The sequence below is a fragment of the Daejeonella sp. genome (assembly GCF_037719425.1).
Classification (GTDB): Bacteria; Bacteroidota; Bacteroidia; order Sphingobacteriales; family Sphingobacteriaceae; genus Daejeonella.
The window spans coordinates 1-19876 of record NZ_JBBJNI010000050.1 but is presented as its reverse complement, the minus strand read 5'-3'; the positions used below and the strand labels follow the sequence as shown (position 1 = coordinate 19876).

17 protein-coding genes are annotated in these 19876 nt (G+C 41.1%); 15 read left to right on the top strand and 2 right to left on the bottom strand.

What is annotated here, in order from left to right; genetic code table 11:
• The 11 genes from WKF69_RS08630 to WKF69_RS08580 all read left to right on the top strand — a co-directional run.
• On the top strand, positions 1–357 hold a 357-nt coding region (locus WKF69_RS08630; RefSeq protein ID WP_340381196.1), incomplete at its 5' end, for a DUF1287 domain-containing protein.
• A 107-nt stretch (positions 358–464) separates the two neighbouring features.
• Positions 465–719, top strand: a complete 255-nt coding sequence (gene rpsT, locus WKF69_RS08625) for a 30S ribosomal protein S20 (RefSeq protein ID WP_079700603.1) — start codon at positions 465–467, stop codon at positions 717–719.
• Between the two features lie 88 nt (positions 720–807).
• On the top strand, positions 808–1509 hold the full coding sequence (gene radC, locus WKF69_RS08620) for a DNA repair protein RadC (protein ID WP_340381195.1): 702 nt from the start codon (positions 808–810) through the stop codon (positions 1507–1509).
• A gap of 8 nt (positions 1510–1517) precedes the next feature.
• Positions 1518–2360, top strand: a complete 843-nt coding sequence (locus WKF69_RS08615; RefSeq protein ID WP_340381194.1) for an endonuclease/exonuclease/phosphatase family protein — start codon at positions 1518–1520, stop codon at positions 2358–2360.
• Between the two features lie 74 nt (positions 2361–2434).
• The gene (gene pheT / locus WKF69_RS08610; RefSeq protein WP_340381193.1) at positions 2435–4834 is read left to right on the top strand and encodes a phenylalanine--tRNA ligase subunit beta; all 2400 of its coding nucleotides are present in this window, start codon (positions 2435–2437) and stop codon (positions 4832–4834) included.
• A 170-nt stretch (positions 4835–5004) separates the two neighbouring features.
• Positions 5005–5313, top strand: a complete 309-nt coding sequence (locus WKF69_RS08605; protein ID WP_340381192.1) for a hypothetical protein — start codon at positions 5005–5007, stop codon at positions 5311–5313.
• 21 nt (positions 5314–5334) lie between these two features.
• Positions 5335–5625: a cell division protein ZapA gene (locus WKF69_RS08600; RefSeq protein ID WP_079700608.1), complete on the top strand. Its 291-nt coding sequence runs from the start codon at positions 5335–5337 to the stop codon at positions 5623–5625.
• A 208-nt stretch (positions 5626–5833) separates the two neighbouring features.
• Positions 5834–7396, top strand: coding sequence for a ribonuclease Y (rny, locus tag WKF69_RS08595; RefSeq protein ID WP_340381191.1), 1563 nt, complete (start codon positions 5834–5836; stop codon positions 7394–7396).
• Between the two features lie 142 nt (positions 7397–7538).
• On the top strand, positions 7539–8045 hold the full coding sequence (locus WKF69_RS08590) for an Mpo1-like protein (RefSeq protein WP_340381190.1): 507 nt from the start codon (positions 7539–7541) through the stop codon (positions 8043–8045).
• Positions 8046–8219: 174 nt separating this feature from the next.
• The gene (locus WKF69_RS08585; RefSeq protein ID WP_340381189.1) at positions 8220–11057 is read left to right on the top strand and encodes an outer membrane beta-barrel protein; all 2838 of its coding nucleotides are present in this window, start codon (positions 8220–8222) and stop codon (positions 11055–11057) included.
• Positions 11058–11149: 92 nt separating this feature from the next.
• Positions 11150–12475, top strand: coding sequence for a hypothetical protein (locus WKF69_RS08580; RefSeq protein ID WP_340381188.1), 1326 nt, complete (start codon positions 11150–11152; stop codon positions 12473–12475).
• A gap of 55 nt (positions 12476–12530) precedes the next feature.
• Here WKF69_RS08580 and WKF69_RS08575 read toward each other — a convergent pair whose 3' ends face one another.
• On the bottom strand, positions 12531–13721 hold the full coding sequence (locus WKF69_RS08575; protein WP_340381187.1) for a hypothetical protein: 1191 nt from the start codon (positions 13719–13721) through the stop codon (positions 12531–12533).
• Between the two features lie 350 nt (positions 13722–14071).
• Positions 14072–15823 carry a GNAT family N-acyltransferase gene (locus WKF69_RS08570; RefSeq protein ID WP_340381186.1) on the bottom strand — a complete coding sequence of 584 codons (1752 nt, stop codon included), beginning with the start codon at positions 15821–15823 and terminating at the stop codon, positions 14072–14074.
• 151 nt (positions 15824–15974) lie between these two features.
• Here WKF69_RS08570 and WKF69_RS08565 point away from each other — a divergent pair, with 151 nt between their 5' ends.
• The 4 genes from WKF69_RS08565 (at position 15975) to WKF69_RS08550 (ending at position 19807) form a co-directional block, all read left to right on the top strand.
• Positions 15975–16910, top strand: coding sequence for a helix-hairpin-helix domain-containing protein (locus WKF69_RS08565; RefSeq protein WP_340381185.1), 936 nt, complete (start codon positions 15975–15977; stop codon positions 16908–16910).
• Entirely contained in the window at positions 16907–17434 is a 528-nt protein-coding gene (locus tag WKF69_RS08560; protein WP_340381184.1) for an adenine phosphoribosyltransferase, read from the top strand. The genes WKF69_RS08565 and WKF69_RS08560 overlap by 4 nt, the downstream gene beginning before the upstream one ends.
• A gap of 69 nt (positions 17435–17503) precedes the next feature.
• A complete protein-coding gene (locus tag WKF69_RS08555) occupies positions 17504–18334 on the top strand; it encodes a hypothetical protein (protein WP_340381183.1) in 831 nt (276 codons plus the stop codon).
• Between the two features lie 300 nt (positions 18335–18634).
• Entirely contained in the window at positions 18635–19807 is a 1173-nt protein-coding gene (locus WKF69_RS08550) for an acyl-CoA dehydrogenase (RefSeq protein ID WP_340381182.1), read from the top strand.
• Positions 19808–19876 lie beyond the last annotated feature (69 nt).

The following is a 19876-nucleotide window of genomic DNA, read 5'->3' as shown; positions in this document are numbered from 1 at the left end:
GATTTGCAGAAGGAGGTTTATCAGGACATGAAGGCAATTTTTTCAATCTATCCCCAAAAGTGGGGGCGCAAAACAACAGATCGGAATATTGATCACCGGCGTGTGCCCAACCTGATGATGTTTTTTAAACGAAAGGGATTAGAAAAACCCATATCAAACAATCCGGACGATTATTTACCGGGAGACGTGGTCAGCTGGAGTTTGCCGGGAAATTTAACGCATATTGGCCTGGTAGTGAATAAAACGTCATCGGATGGAAAGAGATTTCTGATTGTTCATAATATTGGCGGGGGCCAGGTGTTAGCAGATTGCCTTTTTGCTTACCGTATTATTGGGCATTACAGCTACAAAAAATAGCATCGTTCTGGCTTAAGTTTAATATTTTTAAATAGAGTTTTTTATTTAAAATAATCCTCTTATATTTGCAGTCCTTAAAAGAGGGACGGAAAAAACAAGCTTCAGAAATGGCAAATCATAAATCATCGATAAAAAGAATAAGATCAAACGCGGCTAAGCGTTTACGTAATCGCTACCAGGCAAAAACTACCAGAAGTGCTATCAAAAGATTACGTACTACAACTGATAAATCAGAAGCAACTCCGCTTTTGGGTAAAGTGATCTCTATGCTTGATCGTTTGGCAAAAAAGAACATCATCCACAAGAATAAAGCGTCTAACAATAAATCGAAACTTACGAAGTTCGTTAACGGTTTAAAATAAGAGCTTTAATAATGACCTTTAAATAAGGGGTTCCGAGCATATCGGTACCCCTTATTTTATTTCCACGCAATTCCGTCTAAGTTTATCCATGCAAACTTATAAGGAGAAAATAACGATTAAGCTGTGGGCTGAAGAAGACCGACCCCGTGAAAAGCTTACCATGCTGGGAAGGCGAAGTCTGAGCGACGCAGAGCTTCTGGCGATCCTCATCGGTTCGGGCAGCCGGGCCGAAAGTGCAGTTGAATTATGCAAGCGAATACTGTATGCCTGCGATCAGGATCTGAACCAGCTAGCGAAGCTCAGTGTAGCAGAACTTTCCAAATTTAAGGGTGTTGGTGCTGCCAAGGCTATCAGTATTATTGCTGCTCTCGAACTAGGGAGACGCAGAAAGGAGATCGTGACAGCTGAGCTTGTGCAGATCAGTACCAGCATTGATGTCTATGAACTGATTGCTTCTCAGTTTAAGGATTTGAATCATGAAGAATTCTGGATCCTGCTGCTGAACCGGGCAAACCGGGTCACCTCAAAGCACTTGATAAGCAAGGGCGGACAAGCGGGAACAATAGCCGATCCTAAGATCATTTTCAACATTGCACTTGAAAATCATGCAGCTTCCATTATCTTAGCTCACAATCATCCGTCCGGGAATTTGAAACCCAGCCACTCCGATCTTGAACTAACCAAAAAACTCAGATCTGCCGGCCAGTTTTTAGACCTTCCTGTGTTAGATCATCTGATAATTGCGGATCAGGGATTTCTAAGTTTCGCGGATGAGGGTATACTTACATAATAGCTCTCATGAAAAAAATTCTTATCCTTTTTATTCTAGTAACTTTCTCGGCCGATATCAGGGCCCAGCAGAACACGTACGGGTCATTGAATATCCTAAGTTATAATATCCGGTATAACAACCCCGGAGATAGCATTAATGCATGGCCTAACCGGAAGGAATGGGTGAAATCGCTGGTGAAGTTTTACGATACCGACATACTTTGTATCCAGGAGGGCTTAGCCGATCAGGTAGATTACCTGCAAACAGCGACCGGATTTGGAGTTGAGGGAGTTGGCCGTGATGATGGAAAGAGAGCTGGAGAATTTACAGCTATCTATTACAATCCAAACCGCTTTGTGAAAATGGTGTCAGGACATTTCTGGTTGTCTGAAACACCTGATGTACCCTCTAAAGGATGGGACGCTGCGATTGTAAGGCTTTGTAGCTGGTTGCGTTTGTATGACAAAGAACGCAAACAGGAGTTTTTCGTATTTAATACCCATTATGATCATATGGGAGCTGTTGCAAGGCTAAAATCTTCGGAACTTATCCAGAAACAAATCCCCCTGATAGCCGGCGACTTCCCGGTGATCCTTGCAGGAGATCTTAATGTAACACCTGAAACAGAATCTGTAGCTGTGATAAAGACATTTTTGAGCGATTCGCGTGAAACTTCTCAGGAACCGGCCTATGGCCCCACGGGTTCATTCAACGGGTTTAATTTTGCATCCCCGCTTAAGGATCGCATCGACTACATTTTTACCAGTAAGCAATTCAAAGTGCTTAAATATGGAATATTGTCAGATTCAAAAGACCAGCGGTACCCATCAGATCATCTGCCGATATTGGCTCGGATAAGAATTGAATAAGAGCGGGAAATTCTTGCTCACGCATCTCAAATCTCGCATCTCTTTCTATCTTTGTCGTTCATCATTTTTAGAACATGAAGATCTCGTACAAGTGGCTGCAGCAATTTATTCAAACGGATAAAACACCAGAGGAGCTTTCTTTGATCCTGACCAATATTGGGCTGGAAGTTGAGAGCCTTGAAAAAGTACAGGGAGTACCGGGTGGTTTGGAAGGGTTGGTAATAGGCTTCGTCAAAGAATGCGGGCAGCACCCTAATGCGGACCGTTTAAAGGTTACGAAAGTCGATGTGGGCGGAAGTGAAGATCTTCAAATTGTATGCGGGGCTACAAACGTAGCAGCTGGCCAGAAAGTAGTGGTAGCAACGGTAAATACCACGGTTCACCCCGTTTCAGGTGAGCCGTTCAAAATCAATAAGTCAAAGATAAGGGGAGAGGTATCGGAGGGAATGATCTGTGCTGAAGACGAGATAGGCTTAGGGAACGATCATGAAGGAATTATGGTTCTTGATGCTGATGCAAAGATCGGATCAGCCGCAAAGGCATACTTCAATCTTGAAGATGATTTTGTGTTTGAAATTGGATTGACTCCAAATCGTGCGGATGCAGCATCACATTTAGGGGTAGCACGCGACCTCGCTGCTTTCCTTCAAATCCCAGTAAAAATGCCTGATGTTTCTGCTTTCACAGTTAAAGATCAGTCATTGAACATCCCGGTAACGGTTGAGGATGACGAAGCTTGTCCCCGTTATTCTTCAGTTACCCTCAGCGGTATTAAAGTCGATCAGTCACCTGACTGGTTAAAAGAGAAATTAAATGCGATCGGCATACGCCCTATAAATAATGTAGTCGACGCTACGAATTATATACTCCATGATCTTGGTCAGCCATTGCACGCTTTCGACGCGGATGCTATCAAAGGCAATAAGGTCATCGTAAAAACGTGCCCGGACAACACGGTGTTTAAAACACTGGATGAAACAGATCGTAAGTTATCGGCTGATGATCTGATGATCTGCAATACCGAAGATCCGATGTGTATTGCCGGAGTATTCGGCGGTATCTCTTCCGGTGTGCAGTCTTCAACAACCAGGATTTTCCTGGAGAGTGCCTGGTTTAATGCAGTATCTGTCCGCAAGACTTCTAAGCGACACGGACTAAAGACAGATGCATCGTTCCGTTTTGAAAGAGGTACAGATCCTGAAATGACGGTGTTAGCGCTTAAAAAAGCGGCACTATTGATAACTGAGCTTGGCGGCGGATATATTTCCTCAGATGTATCGGATATATATCCTGTACCTGCTAAGCCTTTCAACATTGAAATATCCTTTAAGAACGTTAAGCGCCTGATAGGAAAAGAAATTTCTCCGGAGGAGGTGCGTTCAACATTAACAGGTTTAGGGATCAGTATCATCTCCGAAAACGGCGGTGGTATGTCCCTGCAGGTTCCTGCCTACAAGGTTGACGTAACCCGTGAAGTCGATATAATCGAAGAGATACTTCGGATCCACGGATACAACAATATTGAGATCCCAACACAGATCAAGGCCTCATTGAACTATACTGCAAAACCAGATAAAGAGATTCTGCAAAATCAGATTGCCGACATGCTTACAGGGAATGGCTTCCTGGAGATTTTGAGTAACTCTCTCACCAAATTGAGCTATTCATCTCAGCCGGAACAGGCCGTAAAGATCTTAAACCCTTTGAGCAATGATTTGGATGTGATGCGCCAGAGCCTTCTGTTCTCCGGCCTTGAGGCTATATCATACAATCAGAACCGTCGGAACCCTGATCTTAAGCTTTACGAATTTGGCAAGGTGTATAGCCTGTCTGGGGAAGGATACCAGGAGAATCAGCGTCTTTGCATTTTTATTACAGGGGCAAATGAAGGAGAGAACTGGGGTGCGAAATCAGCGCAGGCTGGATTCTATAATTTAAAATCAGCGGTAGATCTGATCATATCCAGACTTAACGTCAAAGGATTGATCTCTAATGAAACGTCAGATAGTAATTACTCCTCAGGGATAGTTTACCGCAAGGGCGAGAAGTCCCTTGTTGAATTTGGGTCCGTTTCTAAAGCTTCCCTGAAGAAGCTTGATATTTCCGGCGAGGTATTCTATGCCGATTTTGACTGGGACCTTGTTGTGCGGTCGGTAAGAAACAATAAAATATCATACAAGGAAGTGTCTAAATTCCCTTCAGTACGTCGTGATTTATCCATGCTGCTCAACAAAGATGTGTCGTTTGACCAGCTGAAGCAGATCGCCCTGAAAACAGAAAAAGGACTTTTAAAAGAAGTCCATGTATTTGATGTGTATGTTGGAGATAAGCTTCCCGCAGGAAAGAAATCCTACGCTTTAAGTTTTTTACTGCAGGATGAAGAAAAAACTCTTGCTGACAAACAGATTGAAGCAATCATGCAGAAATTAATTCTTAATTTCGAGAAGCAGGCGGGAGCCGAAATAAGGAAGTGATACGTTGTACGTTTTACGTTATACGTCTGGACGGATAAGTTAGAAGTAAAGCAATAAGTAGGTTAGAGGTAGTAAATAGTACGTTAAAAGTAGTAAGTAAGAAGTCTAGTACGGTTGGTTATGCGTTTTGCACGTATAACGTATAACGTACAACGTATAACGTAAAACTCATGAGTGTCGCTGATCAGCTTAGTAAGGTAGTAGATAAAACAGGCAGGCTTATAGACCTTTGCCTGGCTTTACAGGAAGAAAACGAACTGTTAAAACGTGAGAATGAATCTCAGAAGAAAACTGTGCTGGGTTCTGACGACCGAATAAAAGATCTTGAAGAAAAATTGCGCGTTCTGACGCTTGCACGCTCGCTGGAGGGCATGCCATCGAATGAATTGGGAATGAGTGAAAAAACTCTTGACATAAAGCAAAAAATTACCGAATTTGTACGCGAAATAGATAAGTGTATTGTATTGCTTAAAAAGTAATACTTAGTGAATCAAGCTCAAATGGGAGAAATCTCCATAAAAATAAATATTGCTGATCGCGTTTACCCTTTAAAGGTAAACATGGAAGAGGAAGAAGTTATACGAAGGGCAGCTAAAATAATAAATGACCGCATAAAAGAATACCAGGACAATTATGCGGTTCGCGATAAACAGGATTTGTTATCCATGTGTGTGTTACACTATGCTACAGCAACGCTGAAAGCAGAGAAAAAAGTGATGAACGTAGACACGGATGTGGCAGAGAAAGTTTATGAATTAGACCAGCTGTTAACTGATTTTTTTTCAAAGTAGTATCGTTCTTTATACATAGAGCAATAAGGATTTAACCGCAGTTAAATTTTTAAGTTTCACTATTTAAAGCTTAACACTTCAATATTGAAGGGTTCAAGGTCGGTCATTTGCTTCTGCACCTGATCAATGCCAGAATTCTATTTAATGGACGAAGCTTATAATACATGATACTTAAATTTAGTTGCGGTTTTTTTATATCTAAATAATTATGAACATACTACAGATAATACTTTATGTTTTACTCGGACTAGCTGCAGGGGTAGTCATTGGAAGGTTTCTTCTAAGGAAGCTTCTCAGGAATCAGGAAGCAGGAGCCCAGAATAAAGCCAAGAAGATACTTAAGGATGCAGAAACCAGCGCTGAGATATTAAGGAAGGATAAGCTTTTGGAAGCAAAGGAGAAATTCCTTCAGATGAAGGCAGATCATGAGCAGGAGATCAGCAACAAGAATAATGTGATCAACCAGCGTGAAAATTCTGTTAAGCAGAAAGAGCAGTCAATAAATCAGAAGATCGATAACCTGACAAAGAAGGAACAGGACCTGGACACTGTAAAAGCTAATCTGGAAAAGCAGATAGAGGTTACACGTGGTAAACAAGACGAAGTTGATGCACTTAAAAATCAGCACATTAAGCAAATGGAGGCTATTGCAGGACTATCAGCTGAGGATGCAAAGAACCAGTTAATTGATTCGCTAAGAGAAGAAGCGCGCACTCAGGCCATGATCCAGATCAAGGATATCGTAGACGAAGCAAAACTTACAGCCAGCAAAGAGGCAAAGAAAGTTGTTATCCAGACTATTCAGCGTACAGCTACAGAGAGCGCGATCGAGAATACAGTTTCGATATTTAATATTGAAAACGATGAGATCAAAGGCCGGGTTATTGGTCGCGAGGGTAGAAATATCCGGGCACTTGAAGCGGCAACCGGAATTGAGATCATCGTTGATGACACTCCTGAAGCTATCATTCTATCAGGATTTGATCCTGTACGACGCGAGATCGCACGTTTAGCACTGCATCGTCTGGTGACTGATGGCCGTATACACCCGGCACGGATCGAAGAGGTGGTAGCGAAAACCAAGAAGCAGATCGAAGATGAAATTGTAGAAATCGGTGAAAGAACCGTTATCGATCTTGGCATTCATGGATTGCATCCTGAACTGATCAGAATGGTGGGAAGAATGCGCTACCGTTCGTCTTATGGCCAGAACCTTCTTCAGCACTCCCGTGAAGTTGCAAACTTCTGCGCGACGATGGCAGCTGAGTTAGGCTTGAATGTAAAGATGGCCAAGCGTGCCGGCTTACTCCACGATATAGGTAAAGTGCCAGATGATAACCCGGAACTTCCTCACGCAATATTGGGAATGCAGCTGGCCGAAAAATATAAAGAACACCCGGAAGTATGTAATGCGATCGGTGCCCACCACGACGAGGTTGAAATGACATCTATGATATCTCCAATAATCCAGGCTTGTGACGCTATTTCAGGTGCAAGGCCGGGAGCACGCCGTGAAGTGGTAGAAAGCTACATCAGGAGGCTAAAAGAGCTTGAAGCGCTTGCACTATCTTATCCTGGTGTTGAGAAAACGTTCGCTATCCAGGCAGGGAGAGAACTACGTGTGGTTGTTGAAAGTGAAAGGATCTCTGATGCAGCAGCAGAAATTCTGGCAGCAGATATTTCTAACCGGATACAAACGGAAATGACCTATCCGGGTCAGATCAAGGTTACGGTGATCAGGGAGACGAGATCGGTGGCTTACGCTAAATAAGTTGTACGTTGTACGTTTTACGTTATAAGTTTCTTTCAGGCGTACCAAACGGATTTAAAAAAGTTATACGTTATACTTTTTCTAAACGCTGTGCTATCCGCCCAGACGTACAACGTACAACGTAAAACGTAGTACTCAAAAAATGGCAAACCAAATTCCTAAACGCCCCATTGACGCTTACTTCGACAAATACGCAGAAAGCCATCAGGATCACACAAACGAGCTGATCCACTGGATCTGTGTTCCTTTAATCGTGTTCAGTCTGTTTGGATTGGTTTGGTCAATTCCTTTTCCTCATTTAGAATTCCTTGGAAAATATAACGGTTTTGTTAATTGGGCCTCCTTTTTGATTGCTTTCGCGATCTATTACTATTATAAGCTGTCTCCCGTTTTATCCTATGTCATGCTGCTGATCATTATGATTTTTAGTGCTGGTATCGTGGGACTGGAGAAGCTCCATAGAATCAATGGCTGGCCTGAGATGTGGCAAGTCTGCCTCATCATCTTCGTAGTCTCCTGGATAGGACAGTTTATCGGCCACAAGATAGAAGGCAAGAAGCCGTCGTTTTTGGATGATATCAAGTTTCTGCTGATCGGGCCTATATGGCTGCTGCATTTTTTGTTTAAGAAGGTGGGAGTTAGGTATTAGGAGATCAGGCTTAAAGCTTTACGCTTAAAGCTTTGAGCCTTGTTGTAGAAAGGCCTTAACATTAAATTAACTTACTTAACACTAAATTGATCTTTTCTTAAATATCCCTTAACTCTAATCCTACAATGAGTTAATACTGTGTTAATACTTTTGTTGAAATTAAAACTCAACAAAGTGAAACACAAGGTTCTTCTTCGTAAAATCAGCTTTCTGCTATCGTTCTTATTAATTTCACATTTAGTTTACAGTCAGCAAACTGGTAAGATCGCCGGTAAGGTAACAGATACTAAAACCGGTGAGACTTTAATTGGATTAACAGTTAGAGTAACAGGCGGTACTTCCGGCGCGTCAACGGATGTTGAAGGACGTTACTCCTTTGGTAATTTAACCCCGGGAAAATATAGCCTTACTTTTTCATACATAGGATATCAGTCAAAGAATATTACAGAGATTGAAGTATTGGCCGGTAAGACAACAACTCTCGATGTAACTATTGACGAAGCAAACTCTCAGGCACTACAGGAGGTGGTAGTCACGGCTACTCTCAGGCAGGAAAGCTTGAACTCATTATATGCTCAGCAAAAGAACAGCATTAGTATTTCCAGTGGAATATCTTCTGAGCAAATACGCAGGTCTTCTGATAGAAATACATCCGAAGTTTTAAAACGCGTCAGTGGTACGAGTATTCAGGACAATAAGTTTGTGGTAGTTCGTGGTCTGAGCGATAGATATAATTCCGCCAGATTAAATAACGCAGCACTGCCAAGTTCAGAGCCCGACCGTAAAGCATTTTCTTTTGATATCATCCCTTCCAATCTGATTGATAATGTAATTATTAATAAGACTGCAAGCCCAGATCTTCCTGGTGATTTTACAGGCGGCCTGGTAACGATTAATACCAAGGACTTTCCCGAGGAAAATTTTTTAAATTTCAGTACGGGTATCGGTTACAACAGTGAGTCTACATTTAAGGATTTTAAATCAGGACGCAAAGGTGGTTTGGATATTTTGGGATTTGACAATGGGAACAGACAAATTCCCAATGGATTCGCAGGTAGCTCGCGTTTCAATACATTGCCATTGTCTCAAAAATTAGCACAAACTAAATTACTTTCAAATTCTTTCAATATTAACTCAGGTAAATCATCACCTGTACAGAACTATCAGTTAACCTGGGGTGCTGTTAAAGAGTTTAAAAATTCATCCACATTTGGAAGCATCATTTCTCTTTCTTACAGGAACTCTGAGAGTATAAACAATTCTCACAGACTTGATTATGAAACTGACGGGCGAGCTGCGTATGATTTCAAAGATGATATTTATAAATATTCAACTAATGTTGGTTTATTAGCTAATTTCTCATATAAAAGAAACGGGAGCAGGCTATCCTTTAGAAACATTATCAACAAGTCTTTTGATGATGTATATACGTCAAGAAATGGTATAAATAATGACAATGCTGTTGCGAGAAAAAGTAATACCATTGATCTTACTGATAAGGCTCTGGTCAACAGTCAAATTGACGGTGAACATGCCATCGGTAAAAACGATTGGAAACTGAACTGGAATGCTAATTATACTTTCACATACCGTGATCAGCCGGACCTGCGCGTTCAATCGTATGCGAAACCTCTTGGTGCTGCTAATGATCCGTCGGTGCCTTTTAGGGCAGAAATGCCAAGCGGGTCTTCTGCAAGCCGCCCCTTGAGTCGCTTCTTTTCACGTTTAGATGATTATGCTTACGGAGCATCGGCTTCTTTAGCTGTACCTTTTAATTTTAACAAGGAGAAGAGTTCATTTAAGATCGGTGCCTCAGCATTATTAAAGGATCGTACATTCAATGCAAGAGTTCTGGGTTACGTTGGTGCGTCCAGCCAATTCGATAACACTCTTCGCAATTTGTCTCCTGATGCAATATTCTCTTCTGAGAATATTAACGAGAATGGGTTTGTATTGAATGAGATCACCAATAATAATGATAGATACAAGGCATTAGCGGATTTGTATGCTGGTTATCTGATGATGGATAATCGTTTAAACAAAGTACGCTTATCGTGGGGTGCCCGTGTAGAGTACTATAATCAGGATCTGGATGCCAGAGGGTTCTCAAATGAGAAAGTGAATGCCGATGTAAGTAACCTGGATATCCTGCCATCATTCAATTTAACTTATAATGTTACAGAGAAATCGAATTTCCGATTCTCTGGATCTAAAACAGTTGCCCGGCCTGAATTAAGGGAGCTGGCTCCGTTCCAGTATTATGATTTTATTTCAAACAGTACTACCTCTGGAAACGCAAACCTGGTACGTACAGATATTCTTAATGGAGATGTCAAGTATGAGTATTATCCAAAATCGGGTGAGTTATTATCCGGCGGAATATTTTATAAACGTTTCGATGACCCGATAGAGCAGGTTATTCCAGCCGGAAGCAATGCCAATAACCGTCTGAGAACTTACGCAAATGCCAACTCGGCAACCAATTATGGCTTTGAGATCGAAATGCGCAAACGTCTCAATTTCATTGACGACTCTTCAGAGTGGTTAAAGAGTCTGATTTTCTTTGCTAACTATTCTTACATCGTTTCTGATGTGGATTTATCAAACACCACAACTGCGGCGTCCGAAAGAAAGCGGACACTACAAGGGCAATCGCCTTATCTTATCAATGCCGGACTTCAATATAATAACGTTAGGGGGGACTTTGGCTTGAGTCTAATGTATAACCGTATCGGACAGCGAATTTCTGATGTAGGATTTGAGGGTTACCCTTCAATCTATGAAAATTCAAGAGACTTGATTGATGCTCAGGTCAGCAAAAAGGTCTTGAAATCCAGGGCTGAAGTTAAACTCAACTTTTCGGATTTGTTAAATCAAAATATTGTCTTCTATCAAAATCAGAATGGAGCAAAAACTTACGAATCTAATATAGACAATCATTTAAATACCTATAAGCCGGGCACATCGGTGTCACTTTCATTTTCTTACAATCTAAGTTCCAGATTAAAATAGTCCGCGAATTATTAAGGATAACTTAACATAGAATTGATCCGGAGGTAATTATGCCATTCTATTTTTGTAATAAATAAACAAAACAGATTGAAATGAAAAAATTAAAGTTAGTAGCTCTTCTGCTATGTAGCGTGTTGGTAATAACCGCGTGCCGAAAAAATGATAATATCGAAGACGAACCAGTTATTCCAATAGCTCCTGAGACTGTTACTGGTATTATAACAGCAAGTAAAACATTAACAGCTGACCGTGTTTGGATATTAAAGGGTTATGTTTTTGTAAACAACAATGCAACATTAACTGTAGAAGCCGGAACTGTAATTAAGGGTGATCTCACTAATAAAGGGGCTTTAATTATTGAGCGTGGTTCTAAACTAATTGCTAACGGTACTGCTGCAAAACCGATTGTCTTTACATCAGGCAAGCCTGTTGGGGAACGTGCTCCTGGCGACTGGGGTGGTATTGTTCTTTTAGGAAAGGCAAATACCAATAAAGGCAGCGAGGTACTGATTGAAGGTGGTATTGATAAATATTACGGGGGAAATGATGATGCCGATAATTCCGGATCATTAAAGTTCGTTCGTATTGAATTTGCAGGTATATCTGCGTTCCAAAATTCTGAGATTAACGCAATGACTCTGGGCGGTGTTGGTAGAGGTACAGTTCTGGAAAACATTCAGGTTTCTTTCGCGAATGATGATGCTTACGAGTTCTTTGGTGGAACAGTTAACGCTAAAAATCTGATAGCTTTTGCAACTGCTGATGATGATTATGATTTTGACTTTGGTTATTCAGGGTCTATACAATATGCGGTTGCTCTTCGTAATCCAAAAATTGGTGATACAGACCAAAACAATGGTATCGAATGTGATAATAATGGTGAGGGTACAATCACTACTTTAAGAACTCATCCTAAATTATCAAACTTTACATTGATTGGTCCGAATACTGCAACTCCGGAAAAGGGAATTATAGGTTTCGGTAATCGTTGGAGAAGGTCAACGAACTTTACTTTTAATAACTCTATTATCATGGCATGGCCGAAAGCTGGTTTTTCCATTGAGTCGGCAAATGCATATTCCGACTATACTACTGGCGTTTCTCAATTCAGGAACAACATCGTTCAGGCCTTGGATAAGCCATATAATAGTGATGTTGCTAATGCAGCTGCTGCTATGCAATTAAAAGCGGAAGCAGAAGGAAATGTAACTCTGGGTGCTAATCCTGCCGATGTTAAATTGACTGATCCATTTAAACTTACAGCTCCGAATTTCTTGCCAGCTTCTGGTTCACCAGCATTGCAAGGAACTTTTGCTGCTGTTGCTGGTGCTGGTACCACAAACTATCGTGGGGCGTTCGGTACTACTGACTGGACTAAAGACTGGACTAACTGGGATCCAAATAGTAAAGTTTACTAAATGATATGCCTCTAAGCGGACGGAGAGAGGCTGCCTTATACAGGGTGGCCTCTTTTTAGTTTATACTATTCTTCCCAGATTTACCCGAAGGCTGATACTGATAAACAACATCATAGGAGACATTTCTATAATCTGATGCAATTTGCCCGATCCTTAGATCTTCTTTCTGCGGGGTTGCTTCACATACTGAATACCGGACTCCATTATATAAAATGGAGCGGCCGGTAGGCTTATCAAACTGCACCGCCATGGTAATATGGGTAGGATAAAGCAAAGCGATCATCGGCAAATCATAAATTTCTTTAACCAAATAAAAGAACAAGGCGACACGATCGTCACAATCGCTAGATTTGGAAAACAAGGTTTGTTCTGCTGACAGGCGTTTTTCCTTGCCAAAGTTCAGATCGTCATTTTCATACAAAAACGCATACCTGGTAAAACGCATCAGGTAGTCCACTCCCTTTTTTTGACTCATTCCATGGATATTCTTCCTGAGGGTTGGGATTAGTGAACTGTAAGTTTCACTGCTCAATGGAATGTTAAAGTAAGATTCGAAATCTACACCTGGATAGTTGGCGAATATACCTTCTACTGCCGGATTAACCTTCACCTGGAAATGATAGGACCGTTGGCCGTATTGGAAGTTTATATCCTTTTGGGTGTAGGTTTCAGGCTTAAAATCAGGCATGCGGGTTACTTTGTAGGAGAAAGCCATTTCTGCTCCCGGCACATAGATCTTTGCAGGGATTACCTTCTCTCTTACAAAATCAATCTTGCCATAATCAGGAATGTTGAGACACATGTATTTATACCCATCCTCCATAAAAAAGGGGATATCGTTTATATTTTCATCATTCCGCACATAAAATATCAATCGGTCATTGCCGATACCCAGCCGTGCATCATAACCTGATTTTGCTAAAAAGAACCATTTATACAGCGTATACCTATGATAGTCCTCCGTTTTAGGACTGATTTGCTGAGCTGTTTTTCGAATCAACTGATAATAGATCCAGTCGTTAAGTTTATATTTTTCTTTATAATCCAGCAGTTTAGCCAGTAAAGGCTGATAATTACTTGATTCCATTTCCCCGTAAAAGTCAGATACCGATTGTTGAGAAAGCTCTCCTGCGATGGCAACATTTGATGATCTATCCAGTTCAAAATTGAAGGTTCCTTCATAAAACTCAAAGCTGTAATTCTGGGCCATAAGCGTTCCTGATGATACGCTCAGGAATAGTACCATTAGTAATTTAGAGGCTTTACTGTTGAACAGAGACACTCGTTAGCAATTAGTTAACATTAAATGTACGAAAAAATAACGTAATGTTCACATTATGATGCCTGTGAAATTTTTACAGCATGTCTTGAACCCACGGCGATTCCAGACTTATTAAATCACTCCTAAACATTCCAATAACATAGGGCGACTCTTAAGCACCTCTTACCCTATCCTTAAACGTAGGATAAACGTAGGATAAACGTAGGATGAGCGTAGGATGAAATCATCTTAGCGCATACTTCGCCAATACCTGGCTAAAGCTTAACCAGCAGACCAGTAATATAAATAAGTGTTTATCAGATTGACTAGCCTTTCTAGAAATTCTTCCCCAACTTCTCCAGCATTTCTGACGGGATCTTCTCCAGATCAACGACAAGAAAGCCATCCAGGGCATCTGAGAACTTCGGGTCAATGTTAAAGCAAATGATCTTTGCGTTCAACGCGATATACTGACGCAATAGCACGGGGACCTTTAGGTGTGTCGTCTCAACTTCCGAGATCAGGCTGTCAAGATCCTTAAGGCTTTCACTTGGCTCCATCAGGAGGTCTTTATCGATCTTTGAGAAGTCAACCTTAAATTCCTTACGGGGTTTAACATACTGAGCCAGCTCATGATCGAAATGGTGATTGCTGATATAATCGACGATCAGAGATTTCGAAAACTTAGAGAAGTTGTTGCTGATGCTAACCGGGCCAATGAGGTAACGGTAGTGAGGGTTTTCAAGCAGGTATTTAAGGATGCCTTTCCACAGGAGAAAGAGTGGCAGCGGTTTGAGCTGATATTCCTTTCTGATCCACGAGCGGCCCAATTCAAGGCTTTTTCTCAAGATAGGGTAGAATTGCTCTTTTATTTTGAAAAGCTCTGCAATATAAAAGCCTCTTTTCCCCATACTGTAGAAGATCTCGTCGCCATTACCGATGCGGTAGGCGCCAACGATCATCTTCGTATCGGAATCCCAGATAAAGAGATGATTGTAATAAATATCATATTCATCCAGATCAGTTGACTTGTTTGTGCCTTCGCCAACTTCTCTGAACGTAATTTCTCTCAGCCGGCCGATCTCTTTAATAATATTCGGAATGTTGGAAGTAGGGCATATATATACCTCATAATTCTTTTCTGTCCATACTTTACAGTCCTGGAGGCCGGCAATTTCCCTTTCAAGAATATCAGGCGGGATAGCGTCCACAATAGGTTTAGGCGTTTTGCGGATCTTGAAAATATTCCTAGGATTGAAGATCTTCTTCTCATTTTCCAGTCCTGTTCCAAGAGCGTATGTCTTGGCGCGAAGGAAATCAAGAAGCTTTGTAGTATTGCTTTGAAACGAAATATCTGATGGAAGAATAGGCTTTCCTATCCTGACCCTGATCTTATGACCGCGTTTATTAAATATCTCGGAGGGCAGTTTGGCGGTACGCAGAGTTGGGTGTATGAAGCTCAGCAAATTAAACAGCAGTCCATTATTCCCATGAAAGTATACCGGAACCACCGGTACGTTGGCTTTTGCAATGATCTTGCCAACTACAGGGTGCCATAGCTTATCTGTTATCTGCTGGGTTTCAAACTTGAACGTTGATACTTCTCCCGCAGGAAATATCCCAATCGGAGTTCCCTTTTGCAATAGTTCTAGTGTATTTTTGATGCCGCTGATACTTGAAGAATGCTCAACATTCTCAAATGGGTTGACGGCAATAAAATAGTCGCTCAGGTTTGGGATCTTCTTTAACAGGAAGTTAGCCATCAATTTGGAATCTGGCCGCACCATGCACATCAGTTTCAATAGCACAAGCCCTTCAATTCCGCCGTAGGGATGATTTGCAATCGCAATAAAGGCACCCTCTTTCGGGATGTTCTTGAGGTCGTTCTCATCAAACTCAACAGAGATGCCTATTATCTGGAGTATTTTGTCGACAAAAGTAGGTCCCTGGAGATGTTCAGCCTTTTGAAAAACCTCATTAACTTCATTGATCTTCATCACTTCCATAAGAAGCGAAGCCAGTCCGGGCAGATGCAGTTTGTCCAGGTTTGCGGCTTTTGAGAAGTCTTCTTTTGTAATGATCTTCATTTCCGTGTCGGCAAATAAGTATGATTCAAATTTCTCAAAATAATCTGTTATATTTCGAAATCATCTATCTCTATTCTGAATATAACCTGTATTAGGACATGCAGATTACATAAAGACAAACCTGCCAGGCTGAGCTTTTAATAAGCAAGCCATGAAACAATATTTTACATCTTTTTTCAGCTTTTCCAAAAAGGAATTGAATGGCATCCTGGTTCTATTTGTAGTCGTAACTATGATCCTGGGATTCCCATTTTGTTACCGTTTATTCGATGAGCCTGAAACATATGATCTTGCGCAATTCCGGAAGGAAATAGCAGCATTCAAAGCTTCAGCAGTTGCAGGGAATGAGAAATATGCCTGGCTGAAAGACAAAATCGAAGAGAGTGCCCGAAAGCCGGAGTATTTTGAATTTGATCCTAACATCGCTTCTGCATCTGAATGGACTAAGCTGGGCCTTTCTTCCCGGCAAATAAAAGTTATCAGAAACTACCTGTCTAAAGGCGGCAAGTTCTTCAGGAAGGAGGACCTTCAAAAGATATATTCCATTTCTCCGGATCAGTATTCGGGACTTGAGCCGTATATTAATATACCGCCCCGGCCAGAGAAGGCATTTAGCGAACGGAAACTACCGGTAGTTAACGGGAGCAGGCCACCAAATAACGGGAGCAGGCCACCAAAAGAAATCGTAATAGTTGAACTAAACGCAGCTGACTCAATAATGCTGGATCAGCTTCGGGGCATCGGTCCTGCTTTTGCCTCGAGGATCATTCGTTTTAGGAACAGACTGGGCGGTTTTTATGCCAAGGAGCAACTGAAAGAAGTTTATGGAATGGATTCAATTAGATATGCACTCGTCGAGAATCAGGTTAAAATAGATCCATTTTCAATAAAAAGGATTAACGCCAACACTGCCACATTTGAAGATTTAAAAAGTCACCCATATCTAAGCTATAAGCAGATCAACGCACTGATCCAATATCGCAAACAGCATGGCAATTATTCATCTCCCGGCGATTTGAAGAAAGTTCTTATACTGAATGAAGAAATTATACGTAAAATTGAACCATACTTATCTTTTGATCCATGATCAGTACTAAACTGAAAAATGCCATAAGGGACATACCCGACTTTCCAAAACCCGGAATAATATTTAAAGACATAACGCCGATCTTAAAGGATGCCCAATTATGCTCTGAAGTTATTGACGCGCTTGTGAGCCAGATGGAGGGAGATAAGATTGACGTAATTGCAGGTATAGAAAGCCGCGGGTTCCTGTTCGGCCTTATGCTTGCCAATCGCCTGCAGATTCCATTTGTGCCCATCCGGAAGCAGGGGAAGCTCCCGGCCAAAACAATTCAGGAGCCCTGTGAGCTTGAATATGGTTCAGCTATCCTTGAATTGCACGAAGATGCATTAGTTGCAGGTCAGCGGGTTATGATCCATGATGATCTCCTTGCTACCGGCGGGACAGTGTCTGCTGCCACACGCCTGGTACAAAAGCTGGGCGGGGTTGTAGCCGGCTACTCATTTGTTATAAGCCTTGATTTTTTAAATGGCAAGGATAAATTAAGATTTGTCTCAGAAAATATTATTACCCTGGCTTCCTATTAGTTGCCGGTTGTCTGATCCCTGGAAGAGAGAAAAAAGATGAATAAATATTTCAATACGATATTATTGATCATGATTTCAAATATTGTCTTTGGACAAGTTAAACTATTTGAATCTGGCCTAATATCTGACAATCAGTCTTTCGGACTAACAATTTCCCCAAATGGGAAAGAATTGCTTTTCGTAAAGGCGTTTGGAGGTAGAGATACTTTACAGATTTTCTATTCAACAAATGTAAATGGGACATGGCAAAAACCTATACTTGCCTCTTTTGCAGACACGCGATACAGACAGATTGACCCCGTATTTTCTCCTGATGGGCAAACAGTTTTATTCAATTCTTTAACATCAATTGAAAATAGTTTTGATGTGTATGTCACAAATAAGACTACAACTGGCTGGACAAAACCAGAAAGAATTTCAGATTCTATAAATACTTCTTCAAGTGACTTTTACGCAACAATTACTAACAAGAAGCATATTTATTTTACAAGACGGACAAAAAGTAATGATATATATGTGAGCTATCATATTAAAGATAAATACCAAAATGCTGTATTGCTGGACAAAACAATAAATACAGAAGGGAACGAATCGAATCCCTATATTTCACCTACAGAAGAGTTTATAATCTTCTTCGCTGACTATAAAAATGGATTTGGAGATACCGATCTGTATATAAGTTTTAAAAAGCAGAACAAATGGAGTTATCCTATAAACTTAGGCGACGAAATCAATAGTAAAATTGGCGAATTTTGTCCAAGTATTGATTTCAAGAACAAACTATTCCTTTTTTCAAGAACGGAAGTTGTCAACGGCAAACGGATAGAAAATATTTATAGCTATCCATTGAAAAATTTGGAAATTAGAAAGCTGAAAAAACAAGCAAAGTGGCACCAATAAAGGCATCAGCTAAGCAGTTTTGCAGAAGTTGTACTGAAGTAATAACTCTAAACTGTAATTATCTATTTGACTTTTGTGCAAGTGCTAAGCAGATTAACATCAAAGACCCAAGCTTTGCAAAGCTGATAATCGTTGTCTGTTGATGGTCGCCAGCCTGATTGTCTAAACACACCTTTTCTTGATTGAGACGCAACTTAAAACCTATAACTTAAAACCTATAACTTAAAACGTACGACGTATTAACGTAGAACTTTTTGGTGCTATAATTGCTACCTTGCAGGCAACCAATTATAATTCTATATGCAATCAACACTTACTCCTGAGCAGCGAGGGATAAACTTTCATTTATCCGAAAATCAGCAAATGGTAATAGACATGGTTCGTAATTTTGCTGAAAAGCATATACGTCCGCATGTAATGGAATGGGATGAAGCGCAAACATTCCCTATAGAGACTTTCAAGAAATTAGGTGAGTTGGGCTTGATGGGTGTCCTTGTTCCTGAAGAATACGGAGGCTCTGGTTTTGGATATCATGAATATGTGCATGTCATATCTGAAATATCTAAAGTTTGCGGTTCGATAGGGCTATCCGTAGCTGCGCATAACTCATTATGTTCGGGACATATTATGGCGTTTGGAAATGATGAGCAAAAGCGAAGATGGCTTCCAAAACTAGCTACTGCTGAGTGGATCGGATCATGGGGCCTAACTGAAGCGAATACCGGATCCGATGCTATGGGAATGAATACAACAGCAGTTTTAGACGGTGATCACTATGTGGTAAACGGTTCAAAGAACTGGATCACTCATGGGAAATCTGGAAATGTAGCAGTCGTTATGGTTCGTACCGGCGAGAAAGGTGACTCCAAAGGGATATCCGCTATCGTTATTGAAAAAGGAACAGCAGGATTCACTCATGGTAAGAAAGAAAATAAGCTTGGTATGCGTGCGTCAGAGACAACTGAGTTGATCTTTGATAACTGCCGTGTGCCAAAAGAGAATCTTCTTGGTAAGGAAGGCGAAGGCTTTAAGCAGGCAATGTACGTGCTTGACGGGGGAAGGATCTCGATAGCTGCCCTATCACTCGGCATGGCTAAAGGTGCCCTAAAGGCAGCAGTTGAATATTCTAAGCAAAGACAACAGTTCGGTCAGCCTATTTCCAGTTTCCAGGGAATATCCTTTAAGATAGCAGATATGGCCACAGAAATAGAAGCTGCAGAACTGCTTATCATGAGCGCTGCTCATCTTAAGAATGAGGGTAAAAACGTAACCAAGCAATCGGCAATGGCTAAATACTTTGCATCAGAAGTTTGTGTAAGAACAGCCACTGAAGCTGTACAGATATTCGGCGGATACGGGTATACCAAAGACTTTCCCGTTGAGAAATTCTACCGGGATTCAAAGCTGTGTACGATAGGTGAGGGGACGTCGGAGATTCAGAAGATCGTGATAGCGAGGGAGATAATGCGATAATTTAGAATAAATTGATTGAAGTAGGCGTTTAGTTGATAATCATTTTATAGGTGAAGGGCGGTTTTTCGA

Bases quoted from the DNA above. Each gene is read 5' to 3' on its own strand.
- rpsT (WP_079700603.1), top strand. From the start codon at position 465: ATGGCAAATCATAAATCATCGATAAAAAGAATAAGATCAAACGCGGCT.
- radC (WP_340381195.1), top strand. From the start codon at position 808: ATGCAAACTTATAAGGAGAAAATAACGATTAAGCTGTGGGCTGAAGAA.
- WKF69_RS08615 (WP_340381194.1), top strand. From the start codon at position 1,518: ATGAAAAAAATTCTTATCCTTTTTATTCTAGTAACTTTCTCGGCCGAT.
- pheT (WP_340381193.1), top strand. From the start codon at position 2,435: ATGAAGATCTCGTACAAGTGGCTGCAGCAATTTATTCAAACGGATAAA.
- WKF69_RS08605 (WP_340381192.1), top strand. From the start codon at position 5,005: ATGAGTGTCGCTGATCAGCTTAGTAAGGTAGTAGATAAAACAGGCAGG.
- WKF69_RS08600 (WP_079700608.1), top strand. From the start codon at position 5,335: ATGGGAGAAATCTCCATAAAAATAAATATTGCTGATCGCGTTTACCCT.
- rny (WP_340381191.1), top strand. From the start codon at position 5,834: ATGAACATACTACAGATAATACTTTATGTTTTACTCGGACTAGCTGCA.
- WKF69_RS08590 (WP_340381190.1), top strand. From the start codon at position 7,539: ATGGCAAACCAAATTCCTAAACGCCCCATTGACGCTTACTTCGACAAA.
- WKF69_RS08580 (WP_340381188.1), top strand. From the start codon at position 11,150: ATGAAAAAATTAAAGTTAGTAGCTCTTCTGCTATGTAGCGTGTTGGTA.
- WKF69_RS08575 (WP_340381187.1), bottom strand. From the start codon at position 13,721: ATGGTACTATTCCTGAGCGTATCATCAGGAACGCTTATGGCCCAGAAT.
- WKF69_RS08570 (WP_340381186.1), bottom strand. From the start codon at position 15,823: ATGAAGATCATTACAAAAGAAGACTTCTCAAAAGCCGCAAACCTGGAC.
- WKF69_RS08565 (WP_340381185.1), top strand. From the start codon at position 15,975: ATGAAACAATATTTTACATCTTTTTTCAGCTTTTCCAAAAAGGAATTG.
- WKF69_RS08560 (WP_340381184.1), top strand. From the start codon at position 16,907: ATGATCAGTACTAAACTGAAAAATGCCATAAGGGACATACCCGACTTT.
- WKF69_RS08555 (WP_340381183.1), top strand. From the start codon at position 17,504: ATGATTTCAAATATTGTCTTTGGACAAGTTAAACTATTTGAATCTGGC.
- WKF69_RS08550 (WP_340381182.1), top strand. From the start codon at position 18,635: ATGCAATCAACACTTACTCCTGAGCAGCGAGGGATAAACTTTCATTTA.